Origin of the sequence: Paenibacillus profundus (assembly GCF_021369635.1) — a bacterium.
GTDB lineage: Bacteria > Bacillota > Bacilli > Paenibacillales > Paenibacillaceae > Paenibacillus_B > Paenibacillus_B profundus.
The window spans coordinates 42,640-60,300 of the sequence record NZ_JAJNBZ010000006.1 but is presented as its reverse complement, the minus strand read 5'-3'; the positions used below and the strand labels follow the sequence as shown (position 1 = coordinate 60,300).

Below are 17,661 nucleotides of genomic sequence, written 5' to 3'. Positions count from 1 at the left end.
GTTTAACTGCATAAAATAAATTGTTTTTTCATAAGGACATTATCATCGTTACGCCCATATACAAAGCGATGAGCCAGATCGTTAGCGCCGAGATTTTGTTCAATCCGCTCATCCACTTGCCGGAATGGTCCAACGTCCGGAGAAGCCGGCCAGCAATGGCTAAGCCGATAAACCACAACCACGACACGCCAATCGTCGCCCCGATGAAGGCCCACTTGTCCGTCCCGGTGTATTGAAGTGAATTCGTGCCGATAACGCCGACAGTATCCAGCAGGGCGTGCGGGTTCAAGAGTGACACCGACAATGCGAAGAGTACCTGCCTTTTGACGGATAGCTGCCCATGTTCGCTCTGATCCGTCGCGACCTCAGCTTTCCACAGGCTCCATCCCATGTAGAGCAAAAAGATGAACCCGGCGACATAGAGCAGGCTTTTTAACCACGTCCATTGCAATATAAGCAGGGATACGCCGCCTACCGCCAACGAAATGAGCAGCGTATCACAGAGCGCGGCCGTTATGATGACCGGAACCACCTTGACGAAGCGCGGCTGAATCGCTCCTTGGTTGAAAATAAACACATTTTGAACACCTAACGGAAGAATTAACCCGAAGGCGAGCAATACACCGTGCACAAAAGCTTCTGTCATTCTAATTCCTCTTTCTCCATGCTGTACTGAATCAACGCGTTGTTCAGCATCAAGGATATATGATCTGCAGCGGATTGTCCCCAACCATTTGGTTGTATAGCAGCCCAACCAAACATTATAATTGGAAGACGATAAGGGTACGGGAGAGTGTTGCCTCGTGGATAAGATCGATTGGAAGCCAGATCCGTCTTCATCGATTCCGTTATACCAACAGATTGAAGGGTTCATGAAAGAAAAGATAACGAGCGGGGAATGGACGGTGGGCATGAAGCTGCCTTCTCAGCGTGCCTTGGCAGCGGCTTTTCAAGTGAATCGAAGCACACTGATTATGGCTTTGGAACACTTGACATCACAAGGATATATCGCAGGGAAAAGCGGGGGCGGAACGACAATCATTCATCACCAGCCGGAACGTCAGTGGGAGTCACCGCCGCCGCCGAATTGGAATGCATATGTGGAGGACGGTGTTCACTATCCGAATCTGCCGACGATCCAGACGATTAACCGAATGGAATTCGATCCGACGATGATTCGACTCGGGACGGGTGAATTGTCCCCAGAGCTGCTGCCGCAGGAACAGGTTCGACTGTTGTTTGCTGAACTGGCACGGCAACATATGCCTCTCGGCTATGAAGAAGCGTTGGGCACCTATGCGCTTCGTTCGCAAGTGAGCGCCCATCTGCAGAGGGTAGGCATTTCCGCGCCGCCGTCCACTATTTTGATTGTGTCCGGCTCGTTGCAGGCTTTCCAGCTTATCTCTGCCGGTCTGTTGGAAAAAGGCTCGACAATGCTGCTTGAAAAGCCATCTTATTTATATTCGATTCACGCCTTTCAATCCGCGGGGATGAAGCTCATTGGCTTGCCGATGGACGAGTCCGGGCTGCAAGTGTCCCATGTCGAGCGGTTCAAACGGCAATATGACGCTTCGCTGCTCTATACGATTCCTACCTTTCATAATCCGACAGGGACGGTCATGAGCGATAAGAGAAGACGGGATCTGTTGGAGACGAGCCTACGCATCGGCTTGCCGATTCTCGAAGACGGCGCATACGAAGAGCTATGGTTCGGCCACGAAGCTCCGCCGCCACCGCTGCGCGCTCTGGACACGCAGGGGCAAGTATTGTACGTCGGCACGATGTCCAAGATTGTTAGTCCCGGCTTGCGTATCGGATGGGTCGTCGGACCACAGCCGGTTATCGAACGGTTGGCCGATATTAAAATGCAGACCGATTACGGCTCCAGTTCCTTGTCGCAGGCTGCCGCCGCGGAATGGTTCGGGGCGGGATGGCATGCGGAGCATTGCCGAACCATCCGCAGACAGTTGAAGGAGAGGCGCGATTGCATGCTGCAACTGCTAGACGCGCATTGGTCTAATCTCGCCACCTGGAGCACGCCGCAAGGCGGCTTCTACATTTGGGTCACGTTGCACGCCAACATTTCCATGGCTGCACTGTTCGAACATGCGCTCAAGCGGGGCATTCTCATTAATCCGGGTTATATTTATGATCGTTCAGCCAAGAAGCAACTGCGATTGTCATTTGCCTATGCCGGGCTCGATGAGATGGAACGGGCCATGATAGAGCTGTCCATATTGATACGCCACATTCACTGTCTTTCCGTATGATGGGTGTCGCCGCATTTACGCAACAAAAATGTTGTCCTGATTGAACGAACCTAAGCGTTCATTCGTACTATGGATGATTTGATTTATGATATAGGATAGAGAGATCGACAGAGGGGGAACGACAATGATCATCGTGACGACAGAACACGTGCCGCAGCATAACATCGTCGAAGTGAAAGGGACCGTATTCGGACTGACGGTGCGGGCGCGCGGAATCGGCAAGGACATTGCTGCCGCTTTTAAAGGGCTGGTCGGAGGCGAGATTAAGCAGTACACGGAATTACTGGAGGATGCGCGCCGGCAGTCGCTCGATCGAATGGTTGCCAATGCGCAGGCGATGGGGGCTAACGCCATTATTATGATGAGGTTCGATTCCGGCGAAGTGGGCAGTAACATGAGTGAAATCGTGGCTTACGGCACAGCCGTCGTCGTGGAGAAAGAGAAGATGCCGCGATGATGAAGTTCATCCTCATCTATGGCGCGATTCAATTGATCGTCTTCGTCGGGCTGTTGATCGCATCCGCGAAAAAGGATAGGCGGCTTGACGACAGGCAGGGCACGGTGGTGCCTTCCGGCTTTATTTCTACTGGGGAAGTGTCGTATGACCCAACAACCGGAGATTTGATCACCGTATATTTCCATCCGCAGACGGGAAAGCGGTTCTACAAGCTGGGCAAGGAATAGGACGGTGAGCAGAGGGGATGGCCCAAGTTCCATTCCTTTCTGTGCTGTTCAACCTTTTATCCTAGTTAAACCTATTGAATGGAGAGGGGAAGTGTGTCTGGAATGAACAGTCAATAATGATTAATGGAACGAAAGGTCAATAATTTTCTTCGTACCCCGGAACAATCCTGCGCATTTTCCATTAAAATGTTGGTGGTATTCCGAATTCAACAAAATGAATCATTTTTCGCTATGTACAGCAAATTTGAAATATTATAAACTTATATCTGCCACGAATGGTGAAATATTATTTCAGACCTCAAGAGACGACCTGCATAATTTCCTATTATGAAGGAGGGAATGATGTATTGTTTCCGACAAGGCACACCGCCCGTAAAATGATGGTCTCGATGTTGGCACTCCTCATGCTGTTCAGCACTTTTGCAAGCGCTTTCGCATTAACTTCCCCTGATGAAACCGAGACACCACCGTCCCAACCATGGATTATCGAACAACCTCAAGCAGACGCAATTGCATCTATCGGTACCCGCGCAGCATTGCTCGAAGATTTTGAGCAGATTCAGGACATCGCCGTGTCGTCCGTACGAGCGGTGCCGGGTTCCGTCACATTGGTACCGTCGTCACGCCCGCAGCCGGTCCGGCATGGTCTTCATTCCGCCAAGCTGCCGTATGACTTTACGGGCACGGAAGGCACCTCGGCTGCTTATATGAATTTCAAGGATGTTTCCGGCGCTGCCGGAAGGCCAATTGACGGTTATCCGAAGACAATTGGTATCTGGGTATATGGTGACGGCAACGACCATTGGCTGCGCGCACATCTTCAGGATGCCAGCGGCGCCAAGCCGACAGTCGACTTCACCGCGAGTGGAGGGTTGAACTGGAACGGCTGGCGCTATATAACAGCTAACATCCCGTCCAATCTTACTGAACCGCTCAGGCTGAACCAGATCTATCTTGTGGAGACGAGCGACCGCAATAAAAATGGAGGTGCGCTTTACTTTGATGAACTGCGCGTGTTTTACGGTGATACGGATGTGTATGAGCTGACGCTGAATGGTTTGACGCCGATGCAAGTCGGTGAGACGAAGCGCGTCAATGTGCTGGCAACGTACAGCGGCAGCAAGGAACCCATCGATGTGACGAGTGACGCACAGCTTGCGAGCAGCGATCCCGCTGTCGCTCAAGTGAACTTGGACGGTTCAGTCACGGCGCTCAAGGAAGGCACAGCGCACATTACCGCTCGATATCGTCAAGCTTCCACAGCAGAATATGAACTGGCTGTGGGTGTTGAGGCGCCGGTTATCGATAAGCTTGATTTCTATGGCTTGCCGAATCTGCCTGTTGGCCAGACGAATCAGACCGAAGCGTTCGCTAATTATTACGGTGTACCGCAACCAGTGAAGATGCTGAATGGCGTGGTATACGACAGCAGCCAAGCGAACGTGGCCTCCATCGATGCGAATGGACTGGTTACCGCACTTCAGCAAGGCACGACCGTAGTGCGGGCCGTATATGGCTCTCTCTCGTCAACGTATGAGCTGACCATCGAGCCCGCGCTGCCAAAATTACAGCGCATTGAACTGAGCGGCTTGCATTCGATGACGGTGGGAGATACGCTTCAAGGCAAGGTATTGGCGACCTATGAGAACCAGACCGAACCAATTGAAGTATCATCCGGCGTAGCCTATAAGAGCGGCAATACGCAAGTGGCCGTCATTGACGCGAACGGTTTCATTACCGCATTGAAAGTAGGGGTGAGCGTCATTACGGCAACGTATGAGGGAAAGTCAGCTGCTGTCACGCTTGTCGTAAATGCGGAGACTACAGCACCGAAACGCCAATTGCGAGCGGCGTGGATTGCCTCGGTCGAAAATATTGACTGGCCGAAGAAAGGCGTTGTCACTATAAGTGAACAGAAAAAATATTATGTTAACTTAATTGGCGATTTGCAAGCAAGCGGCATGAACGCCGTCGTCATGCAAATCAAGCCAACCGCAGATGCGTTCTATCCTTCCGAGTATGCGCCATGGTCGGAGTGGCTAACCGGCGTGCAGGGGAAGGACCCGGGCTATGACCCGCTTGCCTTCATGATTGAAGAAACACACAAGCGTAACATGGAGTTCCACGCCTGGTTCAATCCATATCGCGTTAGCATGAAGGCAGACCTGAGCCGGCTGGTGGAGGATCACCCGGCACGGCTGCATCCGGATTGGGTCATAAGTTACGGCGGCAAGCTGTATTTCAATCCCGGCATCCCGGAGGCGAAGCAATTCGTCACGGACAGCATCATGGAAGTTGTACGCAAGTATGATATCGATGCCGTCCATTTCGACGATTATTTCTATCCGTATAAAGTATCGGGCGTCGAATTTCCAGATGGTGAAGCATATCGGAAATACGGAGCGGGCTTCAGCGACATAGCGGACTGGCGCCGTGACAATGTGAATTCGTTCATTCGGCGACTTTCCTCTGAAATCAAGCAGGTGAAGCCATATGTGAAATTCGGCATCAGCCCGTTCGGCGTATGGCGCAACATGTCGACGGATCCGGCAGGTTCGGATACGGCGGCTGGCGTACAGACGTACGACGATCTGTTTGCGGATACCCGCTTATGGATACAGGAAGGCTGGATTGATTACATTGCGCCGCAGATTTATTGGAGCTTCGGCTTTACACCAGCTGCGTTCGAAAAGCTCGTCGATTGGTGGAGCAAAGAGGTGACAGGGACGCATACGCAGCTCTACATTGGCCACGCCGATTACAAAATTAATGCCAACGACGACCCGGTGTGGAAAAATCCGAACGAACTGCCGAATCAGCTGAAATATATACTGAATTACGATGCGGTAAAGGGCAGTATGCATTTTAGCGCGACAAGCGTACTGGACAATCCGCTCGGGCTGCGCGATCGGCTCATACAAGACAGCTACCGCTTCCAAGCGCTTGTTCCCGTGATGCCTTGGCTTGATGCGAAGGCTCCGGCAGCGCCGCGATGGACGGCCGCTCATGTGACGGATAGGGGAATTCATCTCGCATGGCAGGACAACAAGGACAGTGATGCGGGGTATTATGTGCTCTATCGGACGGTAGGCAGCTCGACTCCGAATGTGAACGATCCGAGTCAGATCATACTGACGGTGCGCAAGAGCGGCGGTCCTCTCCTGTTTACGGATACAAGCGCGGTGACAGGCGAGACATACACGTATGCCGTAACGGCAGTCGATCGCCTTCATAATGAGAGTGTGCCGAGTGATCCGATAATCGTATTGAATCGGGCTATCGTCAGTATTGAATTGAGCGGCGAAGCGGAGATGAAGGCAGGAGAACAGCAAAGCCTTCAAGTCATCGGCATCGACGGCAGCGGCAATCGCATTCCGTTGGCGGCCGGAGTGACGTTCACCTCCGATAACGAGCGGGTCACTCAAGTTGACGGAAGCAGCGGGATTGTGACGGCGAAGCAAGCGGGGAAGGCGGTAATTACGGCCCGCTACGGCCCGTTCCTGAAGGCATCGCTTGATATTGAGGTGGCTTCCAAGGTCAAGCAGCCGAGGCGCATCGAGATCGGGAAGCTGAAGCCGATGAAGGCGGGGACTTCGGCAACGCTGCAGATTACCGCTTACTACGCGGACGGCACGAAGCAAGTCGTCAGCTCGGGCGTGCAATGGTACAGCACGGATTCGAAGGTGGCTGCGATCGACCGCGACAGCGGCAAGCTCCGTGCGATCGCGAAAGGAAAAGCGACGATCATCGCTGGATACGAGGGTAAGACGGCAACGGAACGGCTTGTCGTGACGCCTTTTAAACATAACTAGTCAGGTCTATATCCACTTGACTTCTTTATAGTTATTAAGACGCCGGTCATTCTGATGATCGGCGTCTCTTAGTTATTGATTGTGGCTTCAGAGATTTTAAATTTTTGTGGATAGATTTCGTTGGAAAATATACAGTGGAATGCTGCGTAATCGAGCGGTAATGATCGATTGGTTGGATAGCATCCAATCTAATCTGTTGTTCGTGCTGTAAGCAACTGCTTCAAGTGGATTCTGCTGTATGCAATCCAATGAAACGTTACGTTCAGCTTTAAATGACTCATTTCTATTGTACGAAATCCAATGGAACCGAACCTGTTTCATCGTGGTGAACTTTTGTTGCGATTGAATCCATTATAATATTACTGTTTACAAAACAACTAAGACGGGTAATAACCTCTATGCCTTGCTATAACAGACAGGGCATTTTTGTAGAATGACAGGATTGCGAGAGGGAGGTTGTTACGTTATGAACGCACAGAGCAACATGTACGAATTGAAAGCAGAGAGAAGAACTGATTTCAAGCGTTCCGCCCTTCGGGGCTTGCGGCAACAAGGACGTATTCCAGCAGTCGTCTACGGTTCGAGCATGGACAGCATACCGGTACATGTCGATTCGAAGGAAATCGGAAAATTGGCGCGCAGAGGTAGAACAGAAACGTTTCACTTGAAGATTGAGGGGATGAAGCCGATTCAGACCTTAATCAAAGAAATGGAACAGAAAAATGGAGCCTGGATTCATGTCGACTTTCAACAGGTATCGGACAACAAGCCGATTCGTGTACGCGTTCCGATAGAATATCAAGGAACTCCAGCCGGTACGAAGAAAGGCGGAATTATACAGAGCCAGGAAACGGGATTGGAAATCGAAGGTCTTCCTTCCGATTTGCCTTCTGTTTTTGAAGTGGATATTTCCCATTTGAATGTGGGGGACAAGCTCTTGGCGCATGAAGTAGCGCTGCCTGACGATATTCAGCTCATTTCGAACAAGGATGAATTGCTTGTATCCATCATCGTACCACGCGGTGTTGATACGGGCGATGGGGCTGTCGATGCAGCGGACGAGCAACCATCCTGATTCATGTAAATATAGGAAGCCTGTTGAGATTCTTTCAGCAGGCTTCTTTTGGTTTTAAGGAGACTCTCATCCTTTATAAATTGATGCCTTTGCCCATTCTCCCGTTCCTTCAGAAACTCTCATAGTCCCATCATCCGAACACTGGGAGTACAATTTCTAAAACCAACAATTATCTGGATACCGCGAGTGAGGAAGTTAAAAGAAATGTCGCCCGAGTAATGTGAGTGAGAAAGGTAAAAGCAGCAGTCGTCCAAACACTGCGAGTGCGGAAGGTAAAAGCCACAGTCATCCAACATTGCGCGCAGGAAACGTATGAGCAACAGTTAGCGAGACATTATAAGCATAACTCGCAGAGCAACAGTAATCGGAACATAGCAAGCATGATACGGAAAATTACAGCCTAATGACGTTTTCTGATGATATGGGATAGTGGAGCAAAAGGCAACATGACAGTACTTCTCGCCCTAGACACACCAATGTAATTATAAAATGGACGGTATCTGTGCGTATGCGTACATGGTAAGAGGATAGTTATTCCATACTAAGACGAGGAGGGTTAGCACATGTCGAATGAAGGATATAGACACTTATATATATGTTGCATGGTAGTTATCACGATGATTGCGGGCTGCGGTTCAATAGCGGAAGCGCCTGTTCCGAACACATCTTCAACCGGATCAGCGAGCCTATCATCAACTGAATCAAGCACATCATCAGCTGCATCATTATCCAGATCACCGAGCACTTTATCCACCGCATCTTCAACTGAATCATCGAATGCATTGTCAGTTAAGCCCGAATCGGGGAAACTGCTCGCCGTTGCTTCAGAAGGGCCGAAGACGAAACGGGCAGCGGACATGCAGCCCACTCCAATCAGTCATGACGGCATGGCCATTCTTGTCAATAAACAGCATGCGCTGCCGGAAGAATATGAGCCAGATGATTTGGTGGACCCGAAGGTGAGATTTATTTTCCGCGAAAAATCAGAGAAACGTCTCATGCGTCGAGAAGCGGCGCGGGCATTGGAACGAATGTTCGCTGATGCGGAGAAGGACAGCATCTTTTTGGCGGGCGTCTCAGCATATCGTTCTCAAGCGGCGCAATCGTGGATTTATCGTCAATATGTGAAAAAGCACGGCAAAGAGCAAGCAATGTCCTATAGCGCCGAGCCTGGACACAGCGAGCATAAGACGGGGCTTGCGATCGACGTATCTGGGAGCGATGGGAAGTGTGCGGTACAAGATTGCTTTGCCGGCTCCGCAGAAGCCGAATGGATCGCTCGACATGCACCTGAGTACGGATTCATACTGCGCTATCCGAAAGGCAAAGAAATGGTTACGGGCTATCAATATGAGCCTTGGCACTTGCGGTATGTCGGTGTGGAGCGAGCAGCGGAGATGGCGGAACGCAAGCTGACGCTGGAGGAATATGTATACGCGTCCACGACTGCATTGACGGAAAATAAATCTGAACAATAAGAAAGAGAGCCACCTATGGGCTTGACAGTCAAGGCCATAGGTGGCTCGAACTTTACTTGCCCGATCCTAGATTAAAAAGGAACGGCTAATGATGACCAACAAAATGAAGAGTACAAGGATGACACCTGTACTTGTAAAACCGCAACCAAAACCGCCTCTAACGTCGGACATCTGCTCATAACCCCTTTCGTGTGGAGAAATTGAATTACCGTATATTTGTATGTACTTGATATCGACCTTGATTGGACACTTGCGGGGTTTTGTCTGCAAAAACTATATTTGCGCCATAATTCCATTCCCAATGCGATGATCTTTATGAAGATAGGCTTTCTGATGAAAGTCGAAGGGGCAGGCCGATGATTCTAGAGGCCTGCCCCTTCTATTGCTACTACCCATGCGTTAACATGGCTTAAAACCCCTTATACTGTGGTTCTTCCGCTTCTAACTGCTGCACTCGTCCTTCTACCTGCTGAATAACTTGCTGGGTTTGTTGGGCGGCGTTGGTGTACATATTTTTAGCTTCCTGATTTTGTGTGCCTAAGGCAAACTGCTCAAGGTCGGCTTGGACGCCTTTCAACGAAGCCAAACAGGTTTTTACTTGAGATCCTACTGTCATGGTTTCACCACCTTTATCATCGAATCACAAATAATAAGTTGTCCGAAAGTTTCCGGAAACATACTCTCCGGTTGCGTTTCATTCCACGCAACATAAAATCCGCTTGTTAGACAAATAATTACTTATAGCAATTTCATTCGTTCAAAGGGGATGACATTTATGCCGCAATGGCTGGAAATTACATTAAGAACGTTGGTCGCCGTGGTCACTCTATTTGTATTGACCAAGCTTCTCGGAAAGAGGCAGGTCTCTCAGTTATCGGTATTCGAATACATAACGGGTATCACGATCGGGAGTCTTGCCGCCTATGTCTCTTTGGATTTGGAAGCAAACTGGTATTTGGGGTTGGTGTCATTGGTGGTGTGGGTTGCCGTATCGCTGGGCATCGAATTTCTGCAGCTTAAGAGCAAGACGATGAGAAACATTATTGACGGGAAGTCTACCGTGCTCATCAAAGACGGTAAAATTTTAGAGGATAATCTGAAGAAAGAGCGCATCACTTCCGACGAATTGTTGGAATTGTTGCGCAAGAAAAATGTTTTCAGTACGGCTGACGTGGAATTCGCCATCATGGAAACGAGCGGTGAAGTGAACGTGATGCCGAAGCTGGAACACACGCCACTCACGCCGAGTCATCTCGGGATTAAAGTCGCACCGGAGAAAGAACCTTTGGCGCTCGTCATGGACGGTCAAGTGTTGGAGAAGCCGTTAATCGCGCTCGGAAGAGACGAGACTTGGCTGGAAGAAGAGCTGGCTAAGCTGGGTGTCACAGATACGAAGGACGTCTATTTGGCTCAAATCGACAGTTACGGGAAGCTGTATGTGGACCTGATGAACGATCAAATCAAGGTGACGATGCCACAGACAGAGGCCGAAGCGCTCGCCAAATTGAAAAAATGTGAAGCTGACTTGGAATTGTTCAGTCTGTCGACTCAAAATGAAGAGGCAAAATCGATGTATGAGCAATGTTCAAAAACGCTGCAAACTATCATTACAGACCTTAGACCTTACTTGATTCGATAGCAGAGAGAGGCTCAAATATTAAAATTATATACTGCACACATTTTGCATGAAGGGGTGCTGGCATGCTTAAAGGACAGCAAACGTGGAAGTTTCAACATCCGCCCGTCATTATCGGGACGTCGGCTATCGTCGGCCCGGAAGAGGGACAGGGGCCGCTCGCGACCGATTTTGATCTGATACATGAACAGCTGGATTTGCAGGAGCAAACATGGGAAAAGGCGGAACGTAAGCTATTGGAACAAGCGACGCACATGGCCATCACGAAGGCGAACCTGACCGCCAATCATATCGATTACTTCATCGGCGGAGATTTGCTCAATCAGATCATTAGCAACAGCTTTGCCGCTCGTTCCCTCAATATGCCCTTTATCGGAGTATTTGGCGCTTGCTCTACATCGATGGAGTCGCTCGCGCTTGCTGCGCTTCTCATCGACTCAGGCAATGCGGATTACGCGCTGGCAGCCACCTGCAGCCACAACTGCACGGTGGAGAAACAATTCCGATATCCTACGGAATATGGAGCACAGAAGCCGCCGACTGCGCAGTTTACAGTGACCGGAGCGGGAGCCGCCGTCATCTCAAGCCGGGGAACGGGCCCGAGAGTGACCTCGGCGACGATTGGCAAAGTGATGGACATGGGCTTGAAAGACCCGTTCAATATGGGGGGAGCGATGGCGCCGGCTGCTGCGGATACGATTCGCACCCATTTGCATGACACGGGGCGGAAGCCTGAGGATTACGACCTAATCGTTACAGGCGACTTGGCGTCCGTCGGTCATCCGATTGTGAAAGATTTATTGAAGAAAACAAAAATATATATCGACAACACGACATTTAACGATTGCGGGCTGATGGTGTTCGATATCGAGAAGCAAGCCGTGCAGGCCGGTGGAAGTGGAAGCGCATGCTCCGCCGTGGTGACGTATGGACACATTTTGAAACGGATGAACAAGGGGGAGCTGAAGCGGGTGTTGATCGTTGCGACAGGAGCCTTGTTATCGCCGCTCTCTTACCAGCAAGGGGAGAGCATTCCTTGCATCGCGCATGCTGTGTCGATTGAGATGGATTAGCAAGAGACGAGTACGATCATCACGAAATCCGCCTAATCTAGGCGATAAAAGGGGGAATACGATGAACCGGGGACGCTGGATATTGATCGTGCTGTTGCTGTTCATAAGCATTGTGCCGTCTGCCTGCCAAAAAGGGGAGATACAGCAAGGTGCACAGCCCCGCATCAAGTCGGTTCAGCCCACCTCATCAACCAAACGTGTCATCCTCGTCATCCTCGATTCGATGATGGATAAACCGCTGCAGGAAGCGATTCGGAACGGACAGGCTCCGGCATTGAAGTTCCTGATGGAACGAGGGCATTATAAGCCCGATGCGGTCAGCTCGTTCCCAACGATGTCCGTGACGATCGACAGCACGATACTAACCGGATCCGGTCCGGATGGGCATCACGTGCCCGGTCTCGTCTGGTACAACTCACGAGAAGGCAGACTAGTCAGCTATGGGACTGCGCTGTGGGAGACGTTGAAGCTGGGTGTGGGCGATGTGTTCAAAAACAGCTTGTACCGGTTGAACAACGTTCACCTGAATAAGCAAGTCAAGACGATACATGAAGAGTTGGCCGCAAGAGGAATAGAGACGGCGTCTATCAACGGAATGGTGTATCGGGGAACGACAGAACATCGTCTGAAGGTGCCAGCCGCGTTCGCGGACAGCACCTCATTGCCACGGGACCTGAAAACGTTAGCGCCGAAATGGTTCTCTCTGGGCGTTCTGTCCAGACTGAAGCCGGACGATGTGCGGAATACTCATGCATGGCAAAGCTATGGTCTGAACGATGAATTCTCGGCTGACGAGCTCATCTATTTGATTGAGCAAGATCGTCTTCCGTCATTTACCCTCGTTTATTTGCCGAACAATGATCATGATGTTCACCGTAAAGGGCCAGCGGAGACGCGTGGCATCGAACGGGCGGACAAGCAACTGCAGCGGGTATTTCAAGCGTTCGGTTCTTGGGATGCGGCCATGAAAGACAACGTGTGGATCATTGCCGGAGACAGCGGCCAGACCTATATCGAACGGGAACGCGAGCGTTCCATCATCGATTTGAGGCAGGTGCTGAATTCGTATCGCATCGCCGCATTGAGCAAGCCCGTCACGAAGCAGGATCAGATCGTGCTCGCCGTGAATGAACGGATGGCCTATGTGTATATCAACGATTCGAAAGTAGCAAAAGCAGAAGCAGTCCGCCGCTTGCAGCAAGAGAAACGGATTGATGTGATTGCATGGATGGAAGGCGGAGACATTCTTGTTCGATCCGGACGTAACGAACAAGAACTAACTTATCGGCCGAATGGAAACGTTCGTGACAGATACGGGCAAACATGGAACATACGAGGTGATATAGGGCTCCTTGACATGTCACTGCGGAAATCGGATAAGAGGCTAGAGTACGGCGATTATCCCGATGCGCTCATGCGGCTTCATAGCGCGCTTTCTTCGCACGAAGGCAATTTCGTCATCGTCACAGCCGCGCCGGGCAGTGAATTCATTGGAGAGAGCTCTCCAACTCATAGCGGCGGCGCCGGACATGGTTCGCTACATAAGCAGGATTCACACGTTCCGCTCCTCATCAGCGGCTCAGAGACTCGTCCGGATATATTCCGACTTGTGGATGTGAAACGATGGATCATGAACGAACTAGGTCATTAACCAACTATTACAATCGCACATATAATACGTTACTGATCTGAGTAGAAGGATGTGTAACGTAATGGAAATACCGGTTACCGGGTTCGTCGTTCATTCGGAAGATGGGTCCGGACATCATTCGCACGGTTTGTATATCACGTCATGGAACGGAAGACCTGTCCATACCCATAAGTTTGCAGGGCAGACGTCGGTTGATGTCGGTCATCGTCATCAATATGCCGGTACGACAGCGCCTGCGCCGAGCGGAGTCCCTCACATGCACGAATACTACACTGTTACTTCGTTCGATGATGGCCATACTCATATTATCCAGGGAGTGACCGGCCCAGCCGTCCCGCTTTCAGGTGGAGGACACTACCATTTGTTCGAGGGTGTCACGACGGTTAACGGCATGATTCCGCATAGTCATGCCTACAGCGGGCGCACAGGCAACGAAGAGTAAATGAAAATCGGGTGGTCCGGGCAGGAGTGTTCCTGCCTTTTTCATTTTTCACGTGCAGCGTGTACAATGGATTCATCAAGATGGGAATAGAGAGGAATGGAACTGCATTGATTCGTACACTCGCGCTGACGAAGGACGCCACACTGCTGCATAATTTGCCGCTCGAACGATTGAGAGCTGCGGATATCGAATGGTATTGGGTTGATTTCGATAGTCCAAGCCATGAAGAAGCAGCCTTATTGGACCGTGTTTTTCATTTTCATCCGTTAGCGATTGAAGACTGTCTTCACTTTCTGCAGCGCCCGAAGATGGATTATTACGGAGATTACAATTTTTTTGTGCTTCATGCTTTAAACCAACGGACTTTGGATGCGGAAGAAGTTGATTTATTTGTCGGGGGCAACTATGTTGTCTCCTTTCACCTGCAGCAATCGGAGGAGCTTGAAGAGGTGTGGGAGAAAATATCAGTGAATGAAGCGATATGGGCAAAAGGGCCCGTCTATATCGCCTATCTCGTCATGGATAAACTGGTGGATCAATATTTCCCTGCCGTGTATCTGATCGAAGAAGCTGTCGATAAGCTGGATGACAATCTGAAGAGAGCGAACGGGAATCGATTGATGGACGAACTGTTCGACATCCGCGGAGATTTGCTGAAGCTTCGGCGGACGATAAATACGATGCGTGATTTACTGTACCGTATTTTGAATTCTGAGCGGCTGGCTGCTTTTAAAGAGCACCATGTCTATTTTGTCGACATTCACGATCATTTGCTGCGTCTGTCTGAATTGATCGAATCCAATCGGGAAATGACGGCAGATATACGTGACAGTTACACTTCTTTTAACTCCAATCGGATGAATAGCATCATGATGACGCTCACGATTATTTCTTCCATTTTTATTCCGTTAACGTTTATCGCTGGTGTATACGGGATGAACTTTGAATTCATGCCAGAGCTGAAATCACATTACGGATACTTTATCGTATTGATAGTGATGGTTCTAATCGGTGTGGGGATGTACTTGTGGTTTCGGAGAAAAGGCTGGTTCAAAGTGTAATGCCCAAATAGACTATTAATAGAAATAATACGATTAAATATTAATGGCATTAATATATTGAAAGTGTGCTAGAAGGCGGAGTGGAGTATAAAGAAGGAAAAACGTCTTCGGTTGAAAGCATCAAGGTGCTCGTTCCGAGAACGATTGAGGTGACAACGACGAAGGTAAACGCGTTGGCATTCGCTAACGCTGCTTTTGACAAACGCAAAAAAAGCGACTTTGATGATGTTCTTCGCATTTGGATTAACGCCAGTCAAATTCAATAAGTCTATTACACTGCATATGCTCAGCCGATTTGGCTGGGCATTTTTTATTCGTTTGTGTGCCCTGAAAAGCCGCGGCAATACGGTGTCATCCCACAAATTAATAACCATATAATGTATATCAAGTGTGGTGATTACAGGCGGATTCTTATGCATGAAATTCATTCTTTTAGAATAAATATAGGATTTACAAATGAAAAATTTTAAAGTAGTATTATGGATAATTTGATACCTCATTTTGGTAATGAACTTCATAGAATCTCACTCGCCCAATGTTCTATTAATATGCCCTGCATCTATGTTACGAACGTTATGTATATCAGCTATACCCATCCTATGTACATAATTTATTTAACATAAGAAAGATTATTTTTTCGTAGGGGGAGAATCTATTGAAAAAGAAATTCAGTACCATCATGTGCTTGCTGCTGTCATTGACATTAGTCCTGTCCGCATGCGGCGGCGGAAGCAATGCGGGATCCGGCGACAAGCCGAATGATCAAGCAGCCGAACAGTCAAAGGATGAAGGCAATGACAAGGAGCAAGGCGCGGATAGCGAAATTATCTCTGAAGGCGTTATCAAAGCTTCGGACCCGGCAAAATCTCCGGAAGCCGCAACAAACCGCAAAGATATGATTATCGTTGGAATGACCGCTCCGTCCGGCATCATCAATCCAATTTTTGCGGAGAACGTGTATGACAATTATATGACCTCCGCAGTGTTTAATTCCTTGCTCAAAATAAACCAGGACGGCACGTATTCCGAAGATTTGGCGGAAAGCTACGAAGTTTCGGAAGACAAGCTGAGATATACATTCAAGCTCAAAGACGGGGTCAAGTTCAGCGACGGCACGCCGTTAACCGCTGAAGACGTGGCCTTCTCCATCACGCTGCTGCACGACAAATCCTACGACGGTCCTACCGACGTCATTGCCCATGCCCGTATCAAAGGCGGTCAGGAATATAAAAACGGCAAAGCAACCTCAATTGAAGGCATCAAAGTTATTGACCCGAAAACGATTGAAATAACGACAACCGAAATCAGCGCATTGGCATTTTCCACCATCGGTGGTGTAGGTGTCATGCCAAAAGCATATTATGGAAAAGATTATAAGCAAGGCAGCCTCGGCTATATGAGAGATCTGTTCACTTTGCCGCTCGGTTCCGGCCCCTACAAGCTGGTTAAGTTCGTAGCCGGACAGGAAGCGGTGTTCGCAGCGAATGAGCTGTATTTCGAAGGCAAGCCAAAGATCGAAAATATGATTTACAAATTTACAACAGAAGAAACAAACGTCCAACTGCTGCAAACGGGCGAGACGGACATGGACGATATTAGCGTAAACAAAGATCAGGTGGAACAATTGAAAGAAATGGGCTTCCTCGATATTACGCTGTTCCCTACTAACGGATATGGATATATTACGTTTAACCATAACCGCGATCAATTCAAAGATAAGAGAGTCCGTCAAGCGTTGGCATACGGCTTGAACCGTCAAGAAATCGTTGATGCCATCTATCAAGGCTATGCGGAAGTCATCGATGTACCGCAGTCCAAAGTATCTTGGTCTTATACAGATGAAGTGACACATTATAACTTTGACCTTGATAAAGCAAAGCAATTGCTGGATGAAGCCGGCTGGAAGGTCGGAGCGGACGGCCTTCGTGAGAAGGGCGGCAAGAAATTCAAAATCAACTTCACGGCGACGACGCCAAATCCGGTCAATGACGCCATCATTCCGGTCGCGCAAGCCAATTACAAAGAACTCGGCATCGAGTTCAACGCTGAAATGATGGACTTCAATGCCGTCGTCGAAAAGCGGAAAAAGGGCGATTTCGACATGCTGTTCATGGCATGGCAATTGACGCCGGATCCGCAATCCGGCGAAAACGTGTTCAAGACGGGCGGCTCGCAGAACGAGGTCGGTTATTCCAACCCGAAAGTCGACGAATTGTTCACGAAAGCAGGCAAGGAAATTGACGTCGAGAAACGCAAACCAATCTTCAAAGAGCTGTATCAAGAACTGAATGAAGATTTGCCTTACATTTTCATGTATCAGCGTCGCGATATGTTCGGTACGAACGCACGCATTCAAGGTTTTGACATGTCTCCATACCGCAACTTTACGTATGATCTCGCCAAGATTCAAATTCAATAGCAATGTAAATGAAGAGAACTCTCTCTCGACTTTGTCGGAGGGTTCTCTTTTTGTGCGATC

17 protein-coding genes are annotated in these 17,661 nt (G+C 49.3%); 13 read left to right on the top strand and 4 right to left on the bottom strand.

Features of this window, described 5'->3' with window-relative positions:
* Positions 1 to 28: 28 nt before the first annotated feature.
* Entirely contained in the window at positions 29 to 646 is a 618-nt protein-coding gene (locus LQV63_RS10350; protein ID WP_233696640.1) for a LysE/ArgO family amino acid transporter, read from the bottom strand.
* Between the two features lie 157 nt (positions 647 to 803).
* Between LQV63_RS10350 and LQV63_RS10345 the strand changes: the two genes are divergently transcribed.
* From LQV63_RS10345 to LQV63_RS10325, 5 genes are all read left to right on the top strand, one after another.
* Positions 804 to 2,270, top strand: coding sequence for an aminotransferase-like domain-containing protein (locus LQV63_RS10345; protein WP_233696639.1), 1,467 nt, complete (start codon positions 804 to 806; stop codon positions 2,268 to 2,270).
* 124 nt (positions 2,271 to 2,394) lie between these two features.
* Positions 2,395 to 2,727, top strand: a complete 333-nt coding sequence (locus LQV63_RS10340; RefSeq protein ID WP_019423197.1) for a YbjQ family protein — start codon at positions 2,395 to 2,397, stop codon at positions 2,725 to 2,727.
* On the top strand, positions 2,724 to 2,954 hold the full coding sequence (locus tag LQV63_RS10335; protein ID WP_019423198.1) for a hypothetical protein: 231 nt from the start codon (positions 2,724 to 2,726) through the stop codon (positions 2,952 to 2,954). Before LQV63_RS10340 ends, LQV63_RS10335 begins: the two co-directional genes overlap by 4 nt.
* 347 nt (positions 2,955 to 3,301) lie before the next feature.
* Positions 3,302 to 6,766, top strand: a complete 3,465-nt coding sequence (locus LQV63_RS10330) for a family 10 glycosylhydrolase (RefSeq protein ID WP_233696638.1) — start codon at positions 3,302 to 3,304, stop codon at positions 6,764 to 6,766.
* Positions 6,767 to 7,232: 466 nt separating this feature from the next.
* Entirely contained in the window at positions 7,233 to 7,841 is a 609-nt protein-coding gene (locus tag LQV63_RS10325) for a 50S ribosomal protein L25 (protein WP_233696637.1), read from the top strand.
* Between the two features lie 556 nt (positions 7,842 to 8,397).
* Here LQV63_RS10325 and LQV63_RS32025 read toward each other — a convergent pair.
* Positions 8,398 to 8,700, bottom strand: a complete 303-nt coding sequence (locus LQV63_RS32025) for a hypothetical protein (RefSeq protein ID WP_407672909.1) — start codon at positions 8,698 to 8,700, stop codon at positions 8,398 to 8,400.
* Here LQV63_RS32025 and LQV63_RS10320 point away from each other — a divergent pair.
* The gene (locus LQV63_RS10320; protein ID WP_407672908.1) at positions 8,699 to 9,319 is read left to right on the top strand and encodes a M15 family metallopeptidase; all 621 of its coding nucleotides are present in this window, start codon (positions 8,699 to 8,701) and stop codon (positions 9,317 to 9,319) included. The two genes, LQV63_RS32025 and LQV63_RS10320, sit on opposite strands and share 2 nt — an antisense overlap.
* A 66-nt stretch (positions 9,320 to 9,385) precedes the next feature.
* On the opposite strand, the gene LQV63_RS10315 is transcribed toward LQV63_RS10320, so the two are convergent.
* Both LQV63_RS10315 and LQV63_RS10310 read right to left on the bottom strand, forming a co-directional pair.
* Entirely contained in the window at positions 9,386 to 9,490 is a 105-nt protein-coding gene (locus tag LQV63_RS10315; RefSeq protein ID WP_233696635.1) for a YjcZ family sporulation protein, read from the bottom strand.
* 238 nt (positions 9,491 to 9,728) lie between these two features.
* The gene (locus LQV63_RS10310) at positions 9,729 to 9,935 is read right to left on the bottom strand and encodes a DUF1657 domain-containing protein (protein ID WP_019423204.1); all 207 of its coding nucleotides are present in this window, start codon (positions 9,933 to 9,935) and stop codon (positions 9,729 to 9,731) included.
* Positions 9,936 to 10,094: 159 nt separating this feature from the next.
* On the opposite strand from LQV63_RS10310, the gene LQV63_RS10305 reads away from it, so the two are divergent.
* From LQV63_RS10305 to LQV63_RS10275, 7 genes are all read left to right on the top strand, one after another.
* Positions 10,095 to 10,958 (top strand): DUF421 domain-containing protein, encoded by an 864-nt coding sequence (locus LQV63_RS10305; RefSeq protein WP_233696634.1) that lies wholly within the window; start codon positions 10,095 to 10,097, stop codon positions 10,956 to 10,958.
* A 62-nt stretch (positions 10,959 to 11,020) separates the two neighbouring features.
* Complete coding sequence (gene spoVAD, locus LQV63_RS10300) at positions 11,021 to 12,028, top strand: stage V sporulation protein AD (protein ID WP_233696633.1); 1,008 nt, start codon at positions 11,021 to 11,023, stop codon at positions 12,026 to 12,028.
* Between the two features lie 61 nt (positions 12,029 to 12,089).
* Positions 12,090 to 13,679, top strand: coding sequence for an alkaline phosphatase family protein (locus LQV63_RS10295; protein ID WP_233696632.1), 1,590 nt, complete (start codon positions 12,090 to 12,092; stop codon positions 13,677 to 13,679).
* Between the two features lie 61 nt (positions 13,680 to 13,740).
* Positions 13,741 to 14,121 (top strand): YmaF family protein, encoded by a 381-nt coding sequence (locus LQV63_RS10290; protein WP_233696631.1) that lies wholly within the window; start codon positions 13,741 to 13,743, stop codon positions 14,119 to 14,121.
* Between the two features lie 107 nt (positions 14,122 to 14,228).
* Positions 14,229 to 15,182, top strand: a complete 954-nt coding sequence (gene corA / locus LQV63_RS10285) for a magnesium/cobalt transporter CorA (protein WP_026011236.1) — start codon at positions 14,229 to 14,231, stop codon at positions 15,180 to 15,182.
* Between the two features lie 80 nt (positions 15,183 to 15,262).
* Positions 15,263 to 15,448: a hypothetical protein gene (locus LQV63_RS10280; protein WP_233696630.1), complete on the top strand. Its 186-nt coding sequence runs from the start codon at positions 15,263 to 15,265 to the stop codon at positions 15,446 to 15,448.
* Between the two features lie 389 nt (positions 15,449 to 15,837).
* The gene (locus LQV63_RS10275) at positions 15,838 to 17,601 is read left to right on the top strand and encodes an ABC transporter substrate-binding protein (RefSeq protein WP_233696629.1); all 1,764 of its coding nucleotides are present in this window, start codon (positions 15,838 to 15,840) and stop codon (positions 17,599 to 17,601) included.
* Positions 17,602 to 17,661: the final 60 nt, after the last annotated feature.